This window comes from Bradyrhizobium sp. USDA 3256 (assembly GCF_054058275.1).
Genome location: NZ_JBSSAE010000002.1, coordinates 8192671 through 8213208, shown reverse-complemented (window position 1 = coordinate 8213208; position 20538 = coordinate 8192671). Strand labels below are relative to the sequence as shown.

General features: G+C 64.4%; 15 protein-coding genes. 6 read left to right on the top strand and 9 right to left on the bottom strand.

Going from position 1 to position 20538, the window contains the following annotated elements:
• Positions 1-159: 159 nt before the first annotated feature.
• Together ACVWY5_RS40660 and ACVWY5_RS40655 are read right to left on the bottom strand one after the other, a co-directional pair.
• A complete protein-coding gene (locus ACVWY5_RS40660) occupies positions 160-1092 on the bottom strand; it encodes an NAD(P)-dependent oxidoreductase (RefSeq protein WP_456671790.1) in 933 nt (310 codons plus the stop codon).
• A 23-nt stretch (positions 1093-1115) separates the two neighbouring features.
• Positions 1116-1922, bottom strand: a complete 807-nt coding sequence (locus tag ACVWY5_RS40655; protein ID WP_028335195.1) for an N-acyl homoserine lactonase family protein — start codon at positions 1920-1922, stop codon at positions 1116-1118.
• A 382-nt stretch (positions 1923-2304) separates the two neighbouring features.
• On the opposite strand from ACVWY5_RS40655, the gene ACVWY5_RS40650 reads away from it, so the two are divergent.
• The 5 genes from ACVWY5_RS40650 (at position 2305) to ACVWY5_RS40630 (ending at position 11165) form a co-directional block, all read left to right on the top strand.
• Positions 2305-3864 (top strand): caspase family protein, encoded by a 1560-nt coding sequence (locus tag ACVWY5_RS40650; RefSeq protein WP_028335194.1) that lies wholly within the window; start codon positions 2305-2307, stop codon positions 3862-3864.
• A gap of 154 nt (positions 3865-4018) precedes the next feature.
• Complete coding sequence (locus tag ACVWY5_RS40645; RefSeq protein WP_028335193.1) at positions 4019-4672, top strand: OmpA family protein; 654 nt, start codon at positions 4019-4021, stop codon at positions 4670-4672.
• Positions 4673-4919: 247 nt separating this feature from the next.
• Positions 4920-5837: an efflux RND transporter periplasmic adaptor subunit gene (locus ACVWY5_RS40640; protein ID WP_028335192.1), complete on the top strand. Its 918-nt coding sequence runs from the start codon at positions 4920-4922 to the stop codon at positions 5835-5837.
• Between the two features lie 13 nt (positions 5838-5850).
• Positions 5851-9003, top strand: coding sequence for an efflux RND transporter permease subunit (locus ACVWY5_RS40635; protein WP_028335191.1), 3153 nt, complete (start codon positions 5851-5853; stop codon positions 9001-9003).
• A gap of 599 nt (positions 9004-9602) precedes the next feature.
• Positions 9603-11165 (top strand): winged helix-turn-helix domain-containing tetratricopeptide repeat protein, encoded by a 1563-nt coding sequence (locus tag ACVWY5_RS40630; RefSeq protein WP_028335190.1) that lies wholly within the window; start codon positions 9603-9605, stop codon positions 11163-11165.
• 178 nt (positions 11166-11343) lie between these two features.
• Here the strand turns inward: ACVWY5_RS40630 and ACVWY5_RS40625 are convergent, their stop codons facing one another.
• From ACVWY5_RS40625 to ACVWY5_RS40600, 6 genes are all read right to left on the bottom strand, one after another.
• The gene (locus ACVWY5_RS40625; protein ID WP_028335189.1) at positions 11344-11979 is read right to left on the bottom strand and encodes a pyridoxamine 5'-phosphate oxidase family protein; all 636 of its coding nucleotides are present in this window, start codon (positions 11977-11979) and stop codon (positions 11344-11346) included.
• Positions 11980-12061: 82 nt separating this feature from the next.
• Positions 12062-13363: an ArgE/DapE family deacylase gene (locus ACVWY5_RS40620; RefSeq protein WP_051376206.1), complete on the bottom strand. Its 1302-nt coding sequence runs from the start codon at positions 13361-13363 to the stop codon at positions 12062-12064.
• A complete protein-coding gene (locus ACVWY5_RS40615) occupies positions 13360-15048 on the bottom strand; it encodes an ABC transporter ATP-binding protein (protein ID WP_028335187.1) in 1689 nt (562 codons plus the stop codon). The genes ACVWY5_RS40620 and ACVWY5_RS40615 overlap by 4 nt, the downstream gene beginning before the upstream one ends.
• The gene (locus ACVWY5_RS40610; protein ID WP_028335186.1) at positions 15045-15878 is read right to left on the bottom strand and encodes an ABC transporter permease; all 834 of its coding nucleotides are present in this window, start codon (positions 15876-15878) and stop codon (positions 15045-15047) included. Before ACVWY5_RS40610 ends, ACVWY5_RS40615 begins: the two co-directional genes overlap by 4 nt.
• Entirely contained in the window at positions 15878-16879 is a 1002-nt protein-coding gene (locus ACVWY5_RS40605; RefSeq protein ID WP_028335185.1) for an ABC transporter permease, read from the bottom strand. Before ACVWY5_RS40605 ends, ACVWY5_RS40610 begins: the two co-directional genes overlap by 1 nt.
• Positions 16876-18453: an ABC transporter substrate-binding protein gene (locus ACVWY5_RS40600; protein WP_028335184.1), complete on the bottom strand. Its 1578-nt coding sequence runs from the start codon at positions 18451-18453 to the stop codon at positions 16876-16878. The genes ACVWY5_RS40605 and ACVWY5_RS40600 overlap by 4 nt, the downstream gene beginning before the upstream one ends.
• 185 nt (positions 18454-18638) lie before the next feature.
• On the opposite strand from ACVWY5_RS40600, the gene ACVWY5_RS40595 reads away from it, so the two are divergent.
• Entirely contained in the window at positions 18639-19499 is an 861-nt protein-coding gene (locus tag ACVWY5_RS40595) for an AraC family transcriptional regulator (RefSeq protein ID WP_028335183.1), read from the top strand.
• Positions 19500-19745: 246 nt separating this feature from the next.
• Here the strand turns inward: ACVWY5_RS40595 and ACVWY5_RS40590 are convergent, their stop codons facing one another.
• Positions 19746-20420, bottom strand: a complete 675-nt coding sequence (locus ACVWY5_RS40590) for a Crp/Fnr family transcriptional regulator (protein ID WP_016845951.1) — start codon at positions 20418-20420, stop codon at positions 19746-19748.
• Positions 20421-20538: the final 118 nt, after the last annotated feature.

Sequence of the window (20538 nt, the reverse complement as noted above, 5' to 3'; positions counted from 1 at the left end):
AACGGGACTCGTCATTCCAGCGAGCCCAACAAAGGACATTTGTGGTTGTGGGTCCTGGCTTTCGCCAGGACGACGCCGGGGTTGGCTTCACGCCCAACTCAACTTAAAACCATGCGGGGCGACGCGCAGTCTCGAAGCCGGGATGAAGTGGAGTGTGCCCTACGCCTTGTCTATATGCTTGGCGATCACCGGAAAATAATTGTCCTTCGATCCCTTGTCGATCGCTTCCTGCAGCACCGTGCCGATCAGCTCCGCGCCGCGGATCTTGATGCCCGCATCGGCAGCGAGCTCCAGCGCGTAGGACAGATCCTTCAGCGCATATTCGGTCGAGAATGCGCGCTCGGGAAATACACCGGGCACGATCGCTTTCATGCCGTGGTTGCGCAGCGCAAAGCTGTCGGCCGAGCCCTTCGACAGTGTCTCAAGCAAGAGCTTCGGATCGACGCCATTGTGCTTCGCCACCGCGACGGCCTCGGCCAGCGCATTCACGGTCTCGAACAGCACCATGTTGTTGAGGATCTTGGTCACCTGCCCGGCGCCGACGTCACCGCAATTGGTGACATCGGTGGCGAAGCAGCGGATCAAGGGCTCGATCGCGGCATACAGCGCGGGCGCCGCGCCGACCATCACGCTGAGCGTGCCGTCCTGCGCCGCCTGCCGCGTGCGCGCGATCGGCGCGTCGGCCCACGCCGCGCCCTTGGCCTGCAACTGCGCGGCGAAATCGCGGGTCTGGCTGACTGACGACGTGCCGAGATCGACCACGATCTGGCCGCTTCTCGCGTTCTTCAAAATGCCGTCGCCTTCGAACACCGCGCGCACGTGCCTGGCGCTCGGCAAGCAGAGGAACAGCACATCGCTCTGCTTGATGACGTCGGCGACCGACGCCGCAACCTCGGCACCGTCGGCGCGCAACCACTGCAGCGGTTCGGCCGAGAGGTCGAACGCGACAACGCGTTTGCCGCTCTTCTTGACCAGGTTGCGGCAAATCGGCTCACCCATCACGCCGAGGCCGATGAACCCGAGAGTCTTGTAGTCAGTCGTCTTGGTGTCAGTCATATAGCTTCTTCTTTGACGTTTCTTGACGTGTTGCAGACGTGCCTCGCCGATCGGCGAGGCTATTTCGCGAACGATCGCGACGGCGCCAGATGCAGTGCGAACGCATCGACCTTGTCGCTGGCGCGCGGATAGATCTCGCTGACGATCGGATCGTGACCGGGAATGAAGCGGTCCGGATGACCGGCGAGCCGCTCGACGGTCTCCCAGCCCTGCGCCATGTCGCCGACATTGTAGACGATCGGGAACGGGCTGCGCTTGTGCAGGTTCGCATAATAATGCGCGGCGTCCGACGCCAGCACGACCGGGCCGCGCGCGGTCTCGATGCGCACCACCTGCAGGCCGTCGGAATGGCCGCCGACGCGATGCACGGTGACGCCGGGTGCGATCCCGCCGTCGCCGGAGTGGAAGTTGACGCGCTCGCCATAGACGTGGCGCACCATCTGCGTGACGTGCTCAATGGAGAACGGATGGCGCAGCATGCCGTTGCACATGCAGCGGCCGGTCGCGTAACTCATTTCGCGTTCCTGCAGATGGAATTTGGCGTTCGGGAAGCGATCCAGATTGCCGGCGTGGTCGTAGTGCAGATGGGTGACGATGACATCCTTGATGCTGTCGGCGCTGACGCCGAAGCCGGCCAGCGCATCGACTGGGTTGAGCGTCAGCTTGCGAGCGCGCGCCTTGGCCTCCTCGGCGTTGAATCCGGTGTCGACCAGGATGTCGCGGCCATGACCCCGAATCAGCCAGACGAAATAATCCAGGTCCTGCGCGGTGGTATCGTGCGGATCGGGCACCAGGAAGTTGAGGTGGGGCGTGCGCGGCGACATCGTCGCATAGCGCAGGGCGTAGATCTCGTAGGCGTTTCCCATCGGTTTCGCTCTTGTTTGCAAGGCCTGTTTTGACGGCTTGTTTTTGAATGGCCTGCCGTCCCGAACACAAAGCCATCGCCTCGCGCAAAGGTCAAACCGCGCAGAGTGCGACGAGCGCATGACAGGGTGGCGAGAGTGACTGCGATCAGATGATCGGCTCGTGGGAACCAGCACCGTGCCGTGATGGCGATGGCCGCCGTGACCGCATGCTGCTGCACTGCGGTCTGGCTGGTATCACCGCGATAAACGATGCTGCCGCAAGCCGTTGACGGGGATTTGGCCGTGGTTTGATAATGGATTTTCGCTAGAGTAAGGTTCCCGAGGCGCAGGCTGGAAGCGGCGCCATTTCACTGGAATGCCGCGATCTGGATTTGCTGCGATTATGAAAATCCGCCTTGCCTTGCTCGCCACGCTGATTTTTTCAATCGCGGCGCCCGCTTTGTCCTTTGCCGCCGGCGACCGTTTCGCGCTGGTCATCGGCAACGCCAAATATCCCGACGCCGACGCACCGCTGAAGGAGCCGGTCAATGACGCCCGTGACGTCGCCGACGAGCTCAAGCGCGACGGCTTCACCGTCGAGGTCGGGGAGAACCTGACCGGCGACGGCATGCGCCGCGCCTTCGACCGGCTCTACGGCAAGATCAAGCCGGGCTCGGTCGCCCTGATCTTCTTCTCCGGTTACGGTATCCAGTCGAACCGGCAGAGCTACATGATCCCGATCGATGCGCAGATCTGGGCCGAGGCCGACGTGCGCCGCGACGGCTTCAGCCTCGAGACCGTGCTCGGGGAAATCAACAGCCGTGGCGCCGGGGTGAAGATCGCCTTGATCGACGCCTCGCGGCGCAACCCGTTCGAGCGGCGCTTCCGCAGCTTTTCGGCAGGGCTGGCCCCGGTGATCGCCCCGAACGGTACATTGGTGATGTATTCGGCCGCGCTGTCGTCCGTCGTCTCCGACAATGGCAACGACCACAGCCTGTTCGTGCGGGAACTCCTGAAAGAGATCCGCACCCCCGACCTGATGGCCGAGGAAACGCTGAACCGCACCCGCGTCGGCGTCACCCGCGCCTCGCGGCAGGAACAGGTGCCGTGGATCTCGTCGTCACTGGCCGAGGATTTCTCGTTCATTCCGGCCGGCACGGGCGGGCCGTCGAACGCCGCGCCGGCACCCGCCGCGTCGCCGTCACCCGAGGTGGCAGCGGCACCGCCGGTCGCACCTCCGCCGGCTCCGCCCGCAGCAACGCCGACACCGCCTGCGGCAACCCCGACGCCACCAGCGGCAACAGCGCCGACACCATCACCGGCGCCGCCGAAGCCTCCGGTCGCGGCAGCGCCGACCGCACCGTCACCCCAGCCCAAGGCGCCCGAGATCGCCCTGCCACCGCCCGCGGCTCCGCCGCCAGTGGTGATCCAGCCCACGCCGGCGCCGAGCAATTCGCCTGTGCTCGCCGATGATCCGACGATCAAGAGCCTGAGCGAAAAGCTGGACAAGAATCCCGATGACGCAGCGGCGCTGTATCGCCGCGGCCAGGTCTATGCCAGCAAGGGGGCCTACGACCTCGCGGTGAAGGACTTCACCAATTCGCTGCGGCTGAACCCGAAGGATGTCGAGGCCTATAACAACCGCTGCTGGGTCCGCACCGTGATCGGCGACCTGCAGGCGGCGCTGAAGGACTGCAACGAGGCGCTGCGGCTGCGCCCGAACTTCGTCGATGCGCTCGACAGCCGCGGGCTGATGAACCTGAAGGGCGGGCAGAACAAGAACGCGATCGCCGATTTCGACGCCGCGCTGAAGATCAACCCGCGGTTGACCTCGTCGCTGTACGGGCGCGGGCTCGCCAAACAGCGCAACGGCGCTGTCGCAGAGGGCGATCTCGATATCGCCAACGCCAAGGCGATGGACCCGAACATCGTCAAGGAATTCGCCGACTACGGCGTGCAGTGACAAATCAACCAAGGCAAATAGACCAGGACCTGCCCGCGGCTCGAACCGCTGACGGAATTGAGCGACTAATCAGAGGGTGCGAGCCGGGCAGCGATGCCGGCAATCAATCTGGATAGTCGTTGGAACCGCGCCAGCTTGCGCAGGAGGGACCGCAATGTTCAAGCCGTCGGCAAAGGCCGCGATCGTTTCAATCATGACCGTTGGCGCCGCGCTGTCGTTTTGCCTGGCGGCCGCCCGCGCCGGTGACGATGTCACCGAGGACCAGATCATCAGAGCGCTGACGCCCGACAAGAAGCCGCTGACCCGCGGCCTTTCGGCCGGCCCGCAGACCACCTCGCCGGAGCTAAACGCCGACCAGGCCAAATTCGTGCAGAGTGTCCGCGGCCGCGCCACCCGCTCGCTGTCCTCGACCGAGCGCGAGGAAATCGCGACCATCGTCCAGGACAAGCCCAGGATCGATCTCGAGATCAACTTCGACTACAACTCCGCTGACATCAGCGCGAAGTCGCTGCCGTCGGTGCAGGCGCTCGGCCGCGCCTTGACCAATCAGGACCTGAAAGGCTCGACCTTCGTGGTCGCCGGCCACACCGACGCCGCCGGCGGCGAGGACTACAATCAGGGCCTCTCGGAACGCCGCGCCGACGCCATCAAGCGCTATCTCGTCGACAAATACGGCATCAACGGCACCGATCTCGTCACCGTCGGCTATGGCAAGAGCAAGTTGAAGGACCCGAGCCACCCGATGGCGGAGGTGAACCGGCGCGTGCAGGTCGTGAACGTGGAAAACAAGGCCACCGCCGCCAAGTGATGGGCGGTGGCGTGGCCCCTTTTTGAGGCTACAATGCGTCCTGCACCCCGGCGGGGCGCATTTGCTTTAGGGCCAATGCTGTTGGGCCGAGCCCCAAAGCGGCCCACAGGTGACCCGCCTCACATGACGTCAGGGCATGATCCGGAACAATGGCACCGGCCTTCCGAATGCCCAGGCAATACGATAGCGAGCGTGATGAGACTTCGACCAACACCGATGACGCGCCAAGCTCTGGATTGATCAGGCGATGAATTTTTCCCAATACCTCAAGCCTGCGCTCGGCACGGTGTTTTTCCTCGCCCTCGCGATCGCCTATTACGCGTTCGAGCACCGCTCGCATCCGGAGGAGAAGGAGACGCCGGGCCAGGCACTGGTCGTGGTGACGAAGTCGACCAATGCCTGCTTCTCCGACATGGTCCGCGTCACCGGCTTCATCGTGCCGCGCCGCGAGGCGCAGGTGAATGTCGACCAGGACGGCTCCAAGGTCACCGACGTGCTGGTCCGCGAGGGCGATACCGTGACCGAGAACCAGGAACTGGCGCGGCTGACCCCGCCGCCGCAGCAGGCCGCACAGGCCAATGCCAAGCCGCTTGTGCTGCGGGCGCCGGCCGCCGGCCTCGTCACCGAGGTGCGCACCGCGCCCGGTGCGCCGGCTTCGCCGCAGGCTCCCCCGATGTTCAAGATCTCGATCAACAACGAGATCGAGCTCGACGCCGAGGTGCCGGGCTTCCAGCTGCTGAAACTCAATCCCGGCGCCAATGTGCGGATCAGCCGCGACGATGCGCCCGACATGGTCGGCAAGGTCCGCCAGATCTCGCCGCAGATCGACCGCACCACCCAGCTCGGGCATGTCCGCATCACCATCAACAACAATCCGACGCTGAAGGTCGGCATGTTCGCGCGCGCCAATATCGACGCCAAGCGCTCCTGCGGCGTCGCGGTGCCGCGCACCGCGATCGACCGCCTGACCCTGCAGGTCGTGAAAGGCAACACCGTCGAGACCCGCAGGGTGCGCGTCGGGCTGACCTCCGACACCTCGACCGAAATCCTTGAAGGCCTCGACGTCGGCGAAATCGTCGTGGCCGATGCTGGCACCTCGCTGCATGACGGCGACCAGATCAAGACCATGTTCGCCGACGAACTCGATCGCACGCGATCACGGTAATTCGGGCACGCTAATGGCTTTGAACATCTCGGCATGGTCGATCCGGAACCCGCTTCCCTCGATCGTCTTCTCGATCATCCTGCTCGTGCTGGGCTGGGTCTCCTTCACCAAGCTCGCGGTGACACGGCTGCCGAGCGCCGACATTCCGGTGATCTCGGTCGCGGTCTCGCAATTCGGCGCCGCGCCGTCGGAACTTGAATCGCAGGTCACCAAGACCATCGAAGACGGCGTCTCCGGCGTCGAGGGCGTGCGCCACATCTCCTCCTCGATCACCGACGGCCTGTCGGTAACCACGATCCAGTTCGCGCTGGAGACCAACACCGACCGCGCGCTCAACGACGTCAAGGACGCGGTGACGCGCGTGCGCGCCAACCTGCCGCAGAACGTCACCGAGCCCCTGATCCAGCGCGTCGACGTGATCGGCCTGCCGATCGTGACCTATGCCGCGATCTCGCCCGGCAAGACGCCGGAGCAGCTGTCCTATTTCGTCGACGACGTGGTCAAGCGCGCCCTGCAGGGCGTGCGCGGCGTCGCCCAGGTCGAGCGCATCGGCGGTGTCGAGCGCGAGATCCTGGTCTCGCTCGATCCCGACAAGCTGCAGGCGGTGGGACTCACCGCGGTCAATGTCAGCCAGATCCTGCGCGGCACCAATGTCGACGTCGCGGGCGGCCGCGCCGAGATCGGCAAGAACGACCAGGCGATCCGGACGCTGGCCGGCGCCAAGACGCTGAACGAGCTCGCCGGCACCATGATCCCGCTGTTCGGCGGCGGCGAGATCCGGCTCGACGATCTCGGCACCGTCACCGACACCATCGCCGACCGGCGCACCTTCGCCCGCTTCAACGGCGAGCCGGTGGTCGCGCTCGGCATCAAGCGCTCCAAGGGCGCCAGCGACGTCGTCGTCGCGGCCGCGGTACAGAAGCGGATCGACACGCTGAAGGTGGCCTATCCCGACGTCGAGCTCAAGCTGATCGACACCTCGGTCGAGTTCACCAAAGGCAATTACGAGGCCGCGATCTCGACCTTGTTCGAGGGCGCGATCCTCGCCGTGATCATCGTGCTGCTGTTCCTGCGCGACATGCGCGCCACGATCATCGCGGCGGTCTCGCTGCCGCTGTCCATCTTCCCGGCATTCTGGGCGATGGACCTGCTCGGCTTCTCGCTCAACCTCGTCTCCTTCCTCGCCATCACGCTCTCGACCGGCATCCTGGTCGACGATGCCATCGTCGAGATCGAGAACATCGTCCGCCACATGCGGATGGGCAAGACGCCCTATCGTGCCGCCCTCGAAGCCGCCGACGAGATCGGCCTTGCGGTGATCGCGATCTCACTCACGATCATCGCGATCTTCGCGCCGGCGAGCTTCATGTCCGGCATTGCCGGGCAGTTCTTCAAGCAGTTCGGCATCACCGTGTCGGTGCAGGTGTTCTTCTCGCTGCTCGCCGCGCGCTTCGTGACGCCGATGCTGGCCGCCTACTTCCTCAAGCATCATGACCACGACGATCCACCGCCCGGCCCGATCCTGCGCGGCTATCACAGCCTCGTCACCTGGTCGGTGAAGCACTATTTCATCACCGTGCTGATCGGCTTTGCGATCTTCGCCGCGTCGATCTGGAGCATCACGCTGCTGCCGCAGGGCTTCCTGCCGGCGCAGGACACCGCGCGCTCGCTACTCGCGATGGAGCTGCCGCCCGGCTCGCAGCTCGCCTACACAGAGAAAGTCACCGAGGAGATCGTGGCGCGGCTGCGCAAGCGGCCCGAGGTACGAAGCGTGTTCGTCGACGGCGGCCGGGTGCCGCCGGGCCTCCAGGAAGTCCGCCGCGCCGCGCTGATCATCAACTACACGCCGAAGGCCGACCGCAAGATCACCCAGCGTGAGCTCGAGCTGTCGATCGGCAAGGAGCTCGATAACGTCCCGGATATCAGGTTCTGGTTCCTCGACGAGAACGGCCTGCGCGCGATCTCGCTGGTCGTCACCGGCACCGACAGCAACATCGTCAACAACGTCGCCAGCGAGCTCGCGACGCAGATGAAGCGGATTCCGATCATCGCCAACGTGATCTCGGAGACCGCGCTCGACCGGCCCGAGCTGCGCATCCGCCCGCGCGCCGAGCTCGCGGCCCGGCTCGGCGTCTCGACCGAGAGCCTGTCGCAGACCATCCGCGTCGCCACCATCGGCGACGTCGGTCCAGCGCTGGCGAAGTTCGACGCCGGCGACCGCCAGGTGCCGATCCGCGTCCAGCTCGAGGACAATGCGCGCAGCGACCTGCAGATGCTTGAGCAGCTGCGGGTGCCGCTCGGCCAGCGTGGCGAGCGCGGCGGCGTGCCGCTCTCCGTCGTCGCCGACATCCAGCTCGACCAGGGCCCGACCAGCATCAACCGCTACGATCGCGAGCGGCAGGCCACCGTCGCGGCCGACCTCGTCGGCAACGCCGCGCTCGGCGACGCCACCAAGCTGATCTACGACCTGCCGGTCATGAAGACCCTGCCGAAGGGCGTGAGGGTCAGCCCGTCCGGCGACGCCGAGAGCCTCGCCGAGCTGTCCGACGGCTTCGCCACCGCGATCACCGCCGGCCTGATGATGGTCTATGCTGTGCTGGTGCTGCTGTTCGGCACCTTCCTGCAGCCGATCACCATCCTGTTCTCGCTGCCGCTTTCGATCGGCGGCGCGATCGGCGCGCTGCTGCTGACCGGCAAGCAGCTCACCACGCCGGTGTGGATCGGCATCCTGATGCTGATGGGCATCGTCACCAAGAACGCCATCATGCTGGTGGAGTTCGCGGTGGAGGCGATCCGCGACGGCAAGGCGCGCGAGGAAGCCATGATCGACGCCGGCATGAAGCGCGCCCGCCCGATCGTGATGACCACCATCGCGATGGCCGCCGGCATGACGCCGTCAGCGCTCGCGTTCGGCGCCGGGGGCGAATTCCGCTCGCCGATGGCGCTCGCGGTGATCGGCGGCCTGATCTTCTCGACCGCGCTGTCGCTGGTGTTCGTGCCGGCGATGTTCATGGTGATGGACGACATCGGCGGCCTAATCTGGCGCTTCGGCAAACGGCTCGTGGTCTCGCATGCCGACCACGAGCTGACCCCGAACGAGCACCAGTCCGACGACACCAAGCGGCCGCCCGGCCCGCCGAACATGATCTCGCCCGCAGCGGAATGAGCTGAGCTCGCACAGCGTCGGCGGCGCGACCCGTACGAGATGACGTACTCCAAAAATATCGAAAACAACCCCATGCAAAGGAGCCGACGGCGGCCGGCATTCGACACGGCGACTTGACACGTCGGGCAAATCAGGGGTATTTTTCCAAAATTCAGAAATCGTGCAGGCATCGCTCGCAATGGCCCGGGTGCGGGGAATCTCCGCATACTCCGGCTATCACCATATGCGCGGAGGCGGCTCCTCACCCTAACCCTCTAAGGGCAAGCATCGCTTGTCTCGCTCCCGTAGGAACGGAGCGAGGGAGCGCAGCGCCGTTGCGGTCGCTATTCGACCTAGGGGCGCGTACTCATGAACTGGGAAGCACACTTTCAGGCGCGAACCAGACATGCGACCTGACGGTCAGGGATATCGCCTTTTGACCCACATCAGAAGTCGGCATTTGCGTACCGACGCGACTGGCCGTGCCCAACTGGGACCGTCGACCGCCAGACTCCGGCGCGCTTGATGTGTTGCTTTTATTTTTCCCACCAGCAGCTTATTCTTCGCGTTCCAACTATTGCAAGGGACCTGATGACCGTCCGTCTAAAGGGATTGGGAGCTTGCGCTATCTTTTCGGGGAGTATTCATTCGACGTCGACCGGCGCGAGGTGCATCGCGGGGTAGACGTCGTCTCCGTCGCGCCCCAGGTTTTTGACCTGATCGATTACCTAATCCGCAACAGGGATCGAGTTGTCAGCAAAGACGACCTCATCAGAGCCATCTGGAATGGGCGCATCGTATCTGACGCGGCTCTGACAACCCGGCTGAATGCCGCCCGGATTGCGCTCGGCGATTCCGGCGAGGAACAGCGCTTCATCAAAACACTGCCGCGCAAGGGCTTCCGTTTCGTCGGAGCAGTCCGGGAAGAGCTGGAACAGGTGGACGCAGCAGTTACCGACCACCAGCAGGTAGAACTTCAACAACCCGACCTTGCGCTCCCCGACAAACCCTCCATCGCCGTACTGCAATTTGAGAACATGAGCGTCGATCCAGAGCAAGAATTCTTCGCCGAAGGCATGGTGGAAGAAATCATCACGGCTCTGTCGCGCTTCAGATCGCTGTTCGTCATCTCGCGCAATTCGAGCTTCACCTTCAAGGGCCGCGCAGTCGATATCAAGGAAGTGGGGCGAAGGCTCGGCGTGCGGTATGTCCTCGGGGGAGCTGTGCGGAAGGCGTCGGGGAAAGTTCGCATCACGGGGCAGTTGATCGATGCGGTTACTGGCGCGCATTTATGGGCGGACAGGTTTGAGCGTGACCTGACCGATGTCTTCTCTCTTCAGGACGAAGTTACCCTCGCCGTCGTCTCGGCTATTCAGCCAAAGATGCTTCAAACAGAGATTGCAATGGCGACGCGGCGGCGACCAGAGAACCTCACTGCCTATGACTTTCTTCTCCGAGCCATCCACCAGTATCACCTGACGACCCGCGAAAGTTTAGCCGAGGCGATCAAGCTGGCTCATCGCGCTTTGGAGCTAGACCCGGGGTTCGGCTCTGCGGCGGCTTTGGCAGGTGACTGCCATGCGAGCAACGTCGCTCTAGGGTATGCCAACGATCCCCAGTTCGATTGCAAGGAAGCAGTTCGGCTTGCTCGTTTGGCATTGAGCATCGATGATGGTGATCCGGACACGCTGTCGAGGATTGCAGTAATCTTGGCGGGCATGGTCGGCGATAGCGAAGCCGAGATCGAAATGGCTGACCGGGCGGTCGCGCTCAACCCAAACTCGTGGCGCACTTGGAACAACAGAGGCTGGGTCTATATATTGGCGGGGCTTCCAGAGGAAGCGATACGGAGCTTTGAACGCGCCGTTCGCATGAGCCCCGTAGACCCGCTGCTACACATGACCTTTTTTGGCATTGGGAATGCCCTTTTGAGGCTTAGCCGCTTTGACGAGGCGATCGTACTATTTAAGAAAGCCCTTCGTCATAACCCCTCCTTCACGCCAGCTTACCGCGGCCTTGCGTCCGCCTTCGCCCATCTCGGACGCGACGCTGAGGCGCACGAGGCGGCGGGGCGCGTGCTTGAGGTCGATCCGGCCTTTACAATATCGGCGTGGATCGCCCAGGTTCCCAAACACTCAACGCTGTTTGTTGAGGGTCTTCGGAAAGCGGGGTTGCCCGAATAACCCGCTGCGTAGAATGTCCGCTTCTGGCTCATTGCGTTGTGGACGCCGGCATCGGAGGTCTGCTTTTGGCCCTTAGCTGACATGTCCAAGCACGCCTCTTTTGTCCGCTTCTGACGGTAATGCGGACGCCGCTCGGGAGGATGGACTTATAGGTACACGTCCTTAGCCTCGTTGCGCACTAATAGAGCCGCGTGCGATAGGCCTCTTCCATCGCCTTCTCAGCGACCTCGACCTCGATCGCGGCGGTCTGCTCGGCGATGATTCGGCCAAGCGTCGGAAAGCTGTGGCGCTCGACCTGCGCGGCGGGATTCCAGAGCTTCGAGCGCATCAGCGCCTTGCCGCAGTGGAAGTAGGTCTCGTCGACATGCACCTTGAGCCCGATGATCGGCGTGACGTTCTGCACCGTCAGCGGCGTCAACAGATCCGGCTCCTGCGAGATCTCGGCCCGCCCGTTGACGCGCAGCGTTTCGTTGATGCCGGGCACCATGAAGATCAGCCCGATCCCGGGCGACGCGATGATGTTACCGAACGTATCGACTCGGTTGTTGCCGCGCCGATCCGGGATCAGCAGCGTCTTGTCGTCGAGCACGGAGACGAAGCCCGGCGCATCGCCGCGCGGACTGGCGTCGGCATGACCCTTGCCGTCGCTGGAAGCAATGACGAGGAACGGCGACAGCGCGATGAAGTCGCGGCAGAACTTGTCGAGATGGTAGAGCACCTTTTTCTCGGCGAGCGGGCTCAATTGCCCGAAATGCGCACGAAGATCCTCCTGCGATTTGACCGGCGGCTTGCCGCCTGCATTCTGGTCACCCATAGCGAACCTCCCGTTTGGTTTGTCTCAATTCGTTGAGCATGATCTTGTCGGAAAACCGCTTCGCACTTTTCCGGATCATGCTCTATACCGCGTCGATGCCACACCAACTCGCGACGAAGAGGGCATAGGCCTTGGTGACCTTCTTCAGCGAATCGAGCTGGACCCGTTCATTGAAGCCGTGCGCGTTCTCCATCCTGGCGCCGAAGCAGAATGCGGGAACACCATAGTCCAGGCCATAGAAGCGTGCATCCGTCAGCGCGGTCGAGGGAAAATCAGTCAGCTTGCGCCCGAACACATGCTCGTAGACCGAGCCGAGGACCGCCTCGCTCTCCTGAACCTCGGTCGCTTCATAGCCCGGCGACAGGAAGCCGGACCAGACGATCTCTGGCGGATTGTTGGCGAGGAACGGATGGGCCCTGGCGGCCTTGGTCACGCACGCGACGATCTCGGCCTGGCAGTCGGCGATTTTCCATCCCGGCAGGATGCCGATCCGGCAATCGACGTCGCACCACGCCGGCACGCTGGAGGCCCAGTCGCCGCCCTTGATGATGCCGGGATTGAAGTTGAGCGGGTGATGCACCGCGCCGAAGTAGCGATGCGACTTGGCACGCTCGTTCCACTCCGCCTCGAGCGCGTCGAGATGGCCGATCAGATGATAGGCGGCGCGGATGGCGTTGGAGCCGGTGCCGGCACGTGCGACATGGACCGGGATTCCGCGAACCCTGAGGCGAAACCAGATCACGCCGACCTGGGCGCGCATCAACCGTTCCTCGGTCGGCTCCGGCAGCAGGCAGGCATCGGCACGGTAACCTCGCTGCAACGTCGAGAGCGCGCCGAGACCGGTGCTCTCCTCCTCGATCACGGATTGCAGATGGATGCGGCCCTTCGGCGCAAAGCCCGCGGCCTTCACCGCATCGAGCGCGTAGAGCGCGGCAATGGTGCCCGACTTCATGTCGCCGGTGCCGCGGCCATAGAGCCAGCCGTCCTCGACCACCGGCTGGAACGGGGGCCGCTCCCACATGTCGAGCGGCCCGACCGGCACCACGTCGCAATGCCCCTGAAGGATCAGCGAGCGTCCCTCCTCGCGCGCCGGCCGATAGGTGCCGACGACGGTCCGCGCGCGGGAAAAATCGGTCTCGACCGGCCCGTAGCCGGGCAGCGTCTTCAGTTCGTCCTGATTGATCACCCAGTCGTCGATCTCATAGCCACGCTCGCGCAGCAGCTTCGCGAACATGTCCTGGCACGGACCTTCCTGGCCGCGCGTGCTGGGAATCGACGAGAAGGCGATCGTGGTCGCGATCTGCTGCTCGAAGGCGGCGTCGACAGCCGCCTCGATGCGCTCGCGCGCGCCGGCCGGAAGGGGGACTGAACGGCTGTCGATCATGAATTGATCCTTGCTGTGGGGCGTGCATCGGCCGCGGCCGCAAAGCCCGGCTGGTCGAAGAAATCGCGCCCGGGAATCGCGTCGAGCAGATCGCGAGTGTAGGCCTGGCGCGGCGCGGTGAACACTTCGGCGGTGGTGCCTTCCTCCACGATACGCCCCTTCTGCAGGACGATGACGCGGTCGGCGATCTCGGCGGCGATCCGCAAATCGTGCGTGATGAAGATCATCGCAAGCCGCATCTCCCGGCGCAACTCGGCGAGCAGCGCCAGCACCTGAGCCTGCACCGAGACGTCCAGTGCCGACACCGCCTCGTCGGCGATCAGAACCCGCGGCTTCAGCGCCAGCGCCCGCGCGATGCAGATGCGCTGGCGCTGGCCGCCCGAGAATTCGTGCGGGTAGCGATCGGCGGCGGTCTCCGACAGGCCGACCCGCACCAGGAGCTTGTTCGCCTGGGCCATCGCCTCGGCCCGCGACGTGCCATAGGCCATCGGACCGCGCGCGATGGCATCGCCGACCTTCTGGCGTGGATCGAGACTGGCAAACGGATCCTGGAACACGATCTGGAGCTGGCGCCGCGCCTGGCGCAACGCCTCGCCGCGCAGCTGCCGGAGATCCGCGCCGCCAAAGCGGATGGCGCCGGCGTCAGGTTCGGTGAGCCGCATAATCATGCGCCCGAGCGTCGACTTGCCGGAGCCGGATTCGCCGACCACCGCGAGCGTCTCGCCCTCGTGCAGCGTCAGCGAGACGCCATCGGCGGCGACCACCTCGCGCGGCGGCTGCAACCAGCCGCGCTTGACCCGAAAGGTCTTTTGCAGGCCGATGACCTCCAGCAGCGGCTCGGGACGCGCGATGGCCTCGTGGATGCCGGCGAGGCGCGCCTTCGGCACCGCGTCGATCAATTCGCGGGTGTAGGCGGCCTGCGGATTGCGAAGCACCTCGCTGGCCGTGCCCTGCTCGACCACCTTGCCATGGCGCAGCACCACAACGCGATCGGCAACGTCGGCGACAACGCCGAAATCATGGGTGATCAGCAGCACGCCCATGCCGCGCTCGCGCCGAAGATCGTCGATCAGGTGCAGGATCTGGCGCTGGGTCGTGACATCGAGCGCGGTGGTCGGCTCGTCCGCGATCAGGAGCGCGGGGCGGTTGGCCATCGCCATCGCGATCATCACGCGCTGACGCTGGCCGCCGGAAAGCTCGAACGGGTAGCTCTTTTCGAGCAACTGCGGATTCGGCAGCCCGACCTGGGTCAGCAGCGTCAGCACCCGCTCGCGGAGTTCGGTCACCGAGGGCGCAGGCCGCTGGTGCGCCAGGATCATCTCCTCGATCTGTCTGCCGACGCGCTTCAGGGGATTGAGCGAGGACAACGGCTCCTGAAAGATCATCGCGGCGTTGCCGCCGCGCAGCTTGCGGAGAGCGCGGCCGTCGAGCTTCGATGGATCCTGCCCTGCAACCGTCACGGCGCCGGACGCGATGTCGACACCCCGCGGCAACAGCGACAGCACCGCATGCGCGATCATCGACTTGCCGGAGCCGGATTCGCCGACCAGGCAAACCACCTCGTTGGGCCTGATTTCAAACGACACATTCTCGACCGCGAAGGGCCGATCGCCCCCCTTGGGGAGCGCGATCGAGAGGCCCTCGACGGCAAGAACGGGCGCGCCGGACTGCATGGCTTCGCTCATGAGCGGCGCCTCGAGACGCGCGGGTTGAGGACATCCGACAGTCCCTCGCCGAACAGGTTGATCGCCAGCACGGTGACGAGGATGGCAAGGCCGGGAAACACGCTCATCCACCACGCGTTCCGGATCACGGTGCGGCCCGCGCCGATCATGAAGCCCCACGACATCAGATTGGGGTCGCCGAGCCCCATGAAGGACAGCGCGCTCTCCAGCAGGATCGCAGTGGCCACCGTCAGCGACGTCACCACCAGGATCGGCGAGATCGCGTTCGGCAGGATATGGCCGAGCACGATGCGCCAGGTGCGTTCACCCTGGCACAGCGCGGCCTCGACGAATTCGCGGTGCCGCAGACGGAGGAATTCGGCGCGCGTGAGCCGCGCCAGCGGCGGCCAGCTCACCGCGCCGATGGTCAGGATGATCGTCAGCAGCGACGGATTGAAGGTCGCGACCAGCAGGATGGCCAGCACGAAGGCCGGAATGGTCTGGAACAATTCCGTCATCCGCATCAGCACCAGATCGACCTTGCCGCCGAAATAGCCGGACATCGCGCCGATCACGACGCCGATCGCCATCGCCGCGAGCGCCGAGGCGATGCCGATCAGGAGCGACACGCGTGCGCCATAGGCGACGCCGGCGGCGACGTCGCGGCCGAGCGTGTCGCCGCCGAGCCATAATCCGTCCTCGCCGGGCGGCGTGAACGGCGCGCCGACCATCTCCCAGGGCGAGACCGGAAACGCGATCGGCGCGATGACCGCGACGACAACAACGACCAGCAGCAGGACGAGGCCGATCATTCCGCTCGGATGACGCAGGAAGGCGCGCACCGTGTCCATCACGCCGCTCCCGTGGTCATGCGGGGATCAATCAACCGGTAGACCAGGTCGGTGAGCAGGTTGAGCGCGATCACGACGATCGAGAGGATCAGGAAGATGCCGAGCAGGACCGGATAGTCGCGCTGCAGCAGTGCCTCGAAAGTCAGGCGACCAAGGCCCGGCCAGGCAAACACCGTCTCGATCACCACAGCGCCGCCGACCAGCGCGCCGGCCTGCATGCCGGCAACAGTGACGACCGGCACCAGCGCATTGCGCAGCATGTGGCCGACCACGATGCGCGTTCCGGACAAGCCCTTGGCGCGCGCGGTCTTGATGAAATCCTGCTGCGCGACCTCGATGATCGAGGATCGCATCAGCCGCGCATAGATCGCCAGATAGATCGCCGCCAGCGACGTGACCGGCATGATCATGTGTTTCATGATGTCGAGCGCATGCTCGACCGGCGAGAGCTGGACGTTGATGGTCTCGTAGCCGAACGGCGGCAGCCAGCCGAGCGTCACCGAGAACACCAGCACCAGCATCAGGCCGAGCCAGAACACCGGCGTCGCGTAGAGCACGAGCGAGAGCACGGTGAACACCGTGTCGAGCACGCTGCCGGCCGCGAGCCCGGCCAGCGCGCCGAGCGCGGTGCCGATCAGGAGCGCGAGGCAAAAGGCCGTGACGGTCAGCAACAGCGTCGCCGGAAGCCGTTCGAGGATCAGATCGACGACCGGACGGCGCTGGCGATAGGAATAGCCGAGATCGAGCCTGACGACGCGGCCGAGGTGGCTCACGAGCTGCACGAAATACGGCTTGTCGAGGCCATATTCCTTGCGCAGATCGTCGAGCAGCTTCGGATCGGACGCGCCGGATTGCCCGGCCATGACCTGAGCCGGATCGCCGGGCGCGGCGCGCACCAGCACGAAGTTGAACGTCGCGATGGCGAGGATCACGGCGACGAGTTGGGCGATGCGGCTGATCGCCTGAAGTCCGATCGTCGCGGCGCTGCCGAGCCGGGTCACGATTTGTAGACCGACCCAAAGGTTTCGTGCGAGCCGATGCCCGTCGTCACGATGTTCTTGAACGCCTTGTCGTAGATGATGGGATATTCGATCTCGAGCGTCCAGGCCACCGGCACATCCTCGACCAGGATCTGCTGCACCTTGCTATAGAGCTCCTGGCGCCTGGCTTCATCGAGCGTCACCGCGGCCTCGTCGAACAGTTTGTCGACTTCGGGATTCGAATAGCCTTGCGTGTTGGAGAACAGGATGCCCTTCTTGATGTTCGACGAAATATAGGTGCGAGCGACGCCCAGCGCGGGATCGCCGAGCTGGTAGAGCAGATTCTGGGTCATCTCATAGTCCCAGTTGCCGACCTTCTCGGCCCACCCGGCCATGTCGGTGCCGACAAGCACGAGATCGATGCCGACCCGCGCAAAACTCTGGCGGAAGAATTCGCCGGCACGCTGATAGGACTCGCCATAGGGCGGCACGATGTACTTGATCTCGGCGCGCTTGCCATTGGCGCCAGGCTTCAGTCCCATGTCGTCGAGCAGGGCCTTGGCCTTGTCGACCGAAAACTCGTAGCGCTTCACGTTCGGATCGTAGAACCGCGTCTTCGACGAGATCGGTCCGGTCGCCACCTTGGCATTGCCGAAATAGACCCGCTTGCTGAACGCCTCGCGATCGATCAGGTGCATCACCGCCTGCCGGAACCGCTTGTCGTTCATCGGGGCGATGCGGTTGTTCATTTCGAGCCACTGATGCGGCGCGAAATACTCGTAGCCCTTGGTGGTGAATTCGAGATTCTTCTGCGCCTTGAAGCGCTGCACGTCATAGAATTCGACGTCTGACCATTGCACGAGCTGCACCGTGCCGTTCTCGAGCGCCAGCGCGCGCGAGGCAGCATCCGGAATCACGCGATAGACGATCTCGTCGAGATAGGGCAGGTCCTTCTGATAGTAGCCGTCGTGGCGGACGAGATGAACATGCGAGCCGCGCACCCACTCTTTCAGCTTGAAGGGGCCGGTGCCGATCGCCTTGTCGTTCTCCGGGTTCTTGCGGTAGTCGGTGCCGTCATAGATGTGCTTGGGCACGATCGGGGCGGACGTGCAATCGAAGCAGCCGATGAAGGGTGCGAACGGCTGCTTCAGTTTGAACACGACGGTGAGCGGATCGGGCGCCTCCGCCGACGCCACGCGGGCGAAATTTTGCCGTGCGCGCGGATGCGTCTCCACCAGCAGCTTCATGCAGCTGAAGACCACGTCCTCCGAGGTCATCGGCTTGCCGTCGTGGAAGGTGATGCCCGGAAACAGCTTGAACGTATAGGTCAGGCCGTCGGGCGAGATCTCCCAGGACTGCGCCATGCCCGGCATCGGCTTGAGATCGGCGCCGTATTTCAGCAGGCCTTCGTAAATCTTGCCGCCGAGCGTCAGGGTCGGCTGCTGCTGGTTCAGCGCGGTCACCAGGACCGGCGGCTCGGGCTGGATGATGGTGTTGAGCGTCCCACCGCGGGTCTGGCCCGCCGCCCGCGTGATGCCGAACGGGATGGCTGCACCGCAGGCCAGCATTGCCTTGGTGAATTCGCGTCTGTTCATCGGACCTCTCCGTCTCCGCGCTCTCACATTCGATTTCGGCGAATGCCGCGGGGTGAGGCATTGTTGCCAAACGCCATATCCCGCGCTACCTGAAGGGGGACAACAACCATCGCGATCGGGCCAAGTGGCCCGGAAGATGCATGAGCACCCTGCGAAAACGACGATCGATCAGGAGCTCACGACACTTGAAAGTCGCAGCGCGACGAAATGACACCACCGGCTTGCGCGTTTGCCGCAAGCAATCGGGTCCCGCAGCCGCCGCGCACTATGCCGGACAGCTGCAACAGGTCGAACGGCCGCTTGCGGCGATGGCGGCCTCCTATCCGAACGAAAGCACCAGCGCGCGGCACGCGCACCGACGCGATCAATTCATCCTGCAGACCGCGGGCGTCACTTCAATGATGACCGAGCGCGGCCATTTCGTCGTGCCGCCCGGCCACGGTCTGTGGATTCCGGCCGGCGTCGCGCACCAGTCGCGGGCATGGGGCGAGGTCGAGATCCAGACCATCTATGTCACGCCTGACCGCATCAGGAATGCTCCGGCGACATGCCGCCTGATCAAAGTCTCCGCGCTGGTCGAGGCGTTGATGGAAGAAGCGGTGCACATGCCGACCCGTTACGATCCGGAAGGGCGCGACGGCAGGCTGGTCGATTTCCTCCTCGACGAGATCGGCAGGATGCCGGAAGTGTCGCTGCATGTGCAGGTGCCGCCCGATCCGCGGCTCGCCGCAATCTGCGAAGCCGTGCTGGTCGATCCGAGTTCCGATCTTACGCTCGACGAGTGGGCCGATCGCTGCCAGCTCAGCCGGCGGACATTGACGCGTCTGTTCCGGCGCGAGACCGGCCAGAGCTTTGCGGCCTGGCGCCAGCGGGTGCGGCTGCTCGAAGCGCTGGCGCGGCTCGGCGCCGGCGAGGCCGTCACCTGCGTTGCGCTCGACGTCGGCTATGAAAGTCCGAGCGCTTTCGCCGCGATGTTCAAGCGCGAGCTCGGCGCCGCGCCGCGCCAGTATCTGCGTTGGGCCGATCCCGAAGTGGTGATGCGGTAGGCGCGTTCGCGTCACGCATCTATCGAAATGCAAAACCCCTGCGGTCAACGGGAGAGACCGCAGGGGTTTGCAGGTGGATGGCGTGAGGCCAGCAAGGCTGGGTGTCACCCCAAGGACCGGCGGCCGGATCAAAGCGGTACCGGCCTCATCATGCAAGCACGTCTTTTAGGCAGGAGTGCGTCAACATCCGCAAGCGGCGCGCGCGAGAAAATCTCACCTTCGCGCGCGCGTTGTATGCGGTCCGGTTCAGTCGTTGCGGGCGACCGCCGTCAGCTTGGTCATGTTGTGCAGCATGATCCGGCCGCGTTGCAGGTCGACGATGCCGTCCCTGCGCCAGGTCTGCAGCTGCCGGTTGACGCTTTCGCGCGCGGCACCGACGAAGATGCCGAGCTGTTCCTGCGAGATGTGCACCTCGGAACCGAAATCCTCGGCCAGCGCGCATAGCCGCCGTGCGAGGCGGACCGGCAATGGCTGCAGCACGGATTCTTCCATCCGCTCGCTCTGCCAACGAATCCGCTGGCAGAGCAATTCGATCAGCCTGACTGCAACCTTCGGCTCGCGCTCGAGGAAGCCGAGGAAATCCTGTCGCCGCAACACGAATAATTCGCTGGGCTCGCCCGCGGTCGCATCCGCGGTGCGGTCCTGACCGTCGAGCACGGCGACTTCGCCGAACAGATCGCCGGATCCCATGAAGTTGAGTGTGAGCCGGCTGCCGTCGGAAGCACCGGTCTCGATCCGAATCTGGCCGCGGCGGACCCCAAACAGGGCATCGCCGGGATCGCCTTTCTGGAACAGCACCTCACCGGTCGCGAGCTGCTGGGTGTGGCAGAGGCCGGAAAGCCGCTGCAACTCGTCCGCACCGAGATCGGCGAACATCGGATTCATCTTCAGAATGACCGCAAATTCGGCCTGTTTGCTCATTGTACTGCCTTCCAAATCCAATCCGAGCAGTCCCCTGACGCCCGGTTAGCAAAAATCACCCTCATAAGAGTGTGGGAGAGGTCACATAAGTTCATGCGGTAACGGATTATTTTTCCGG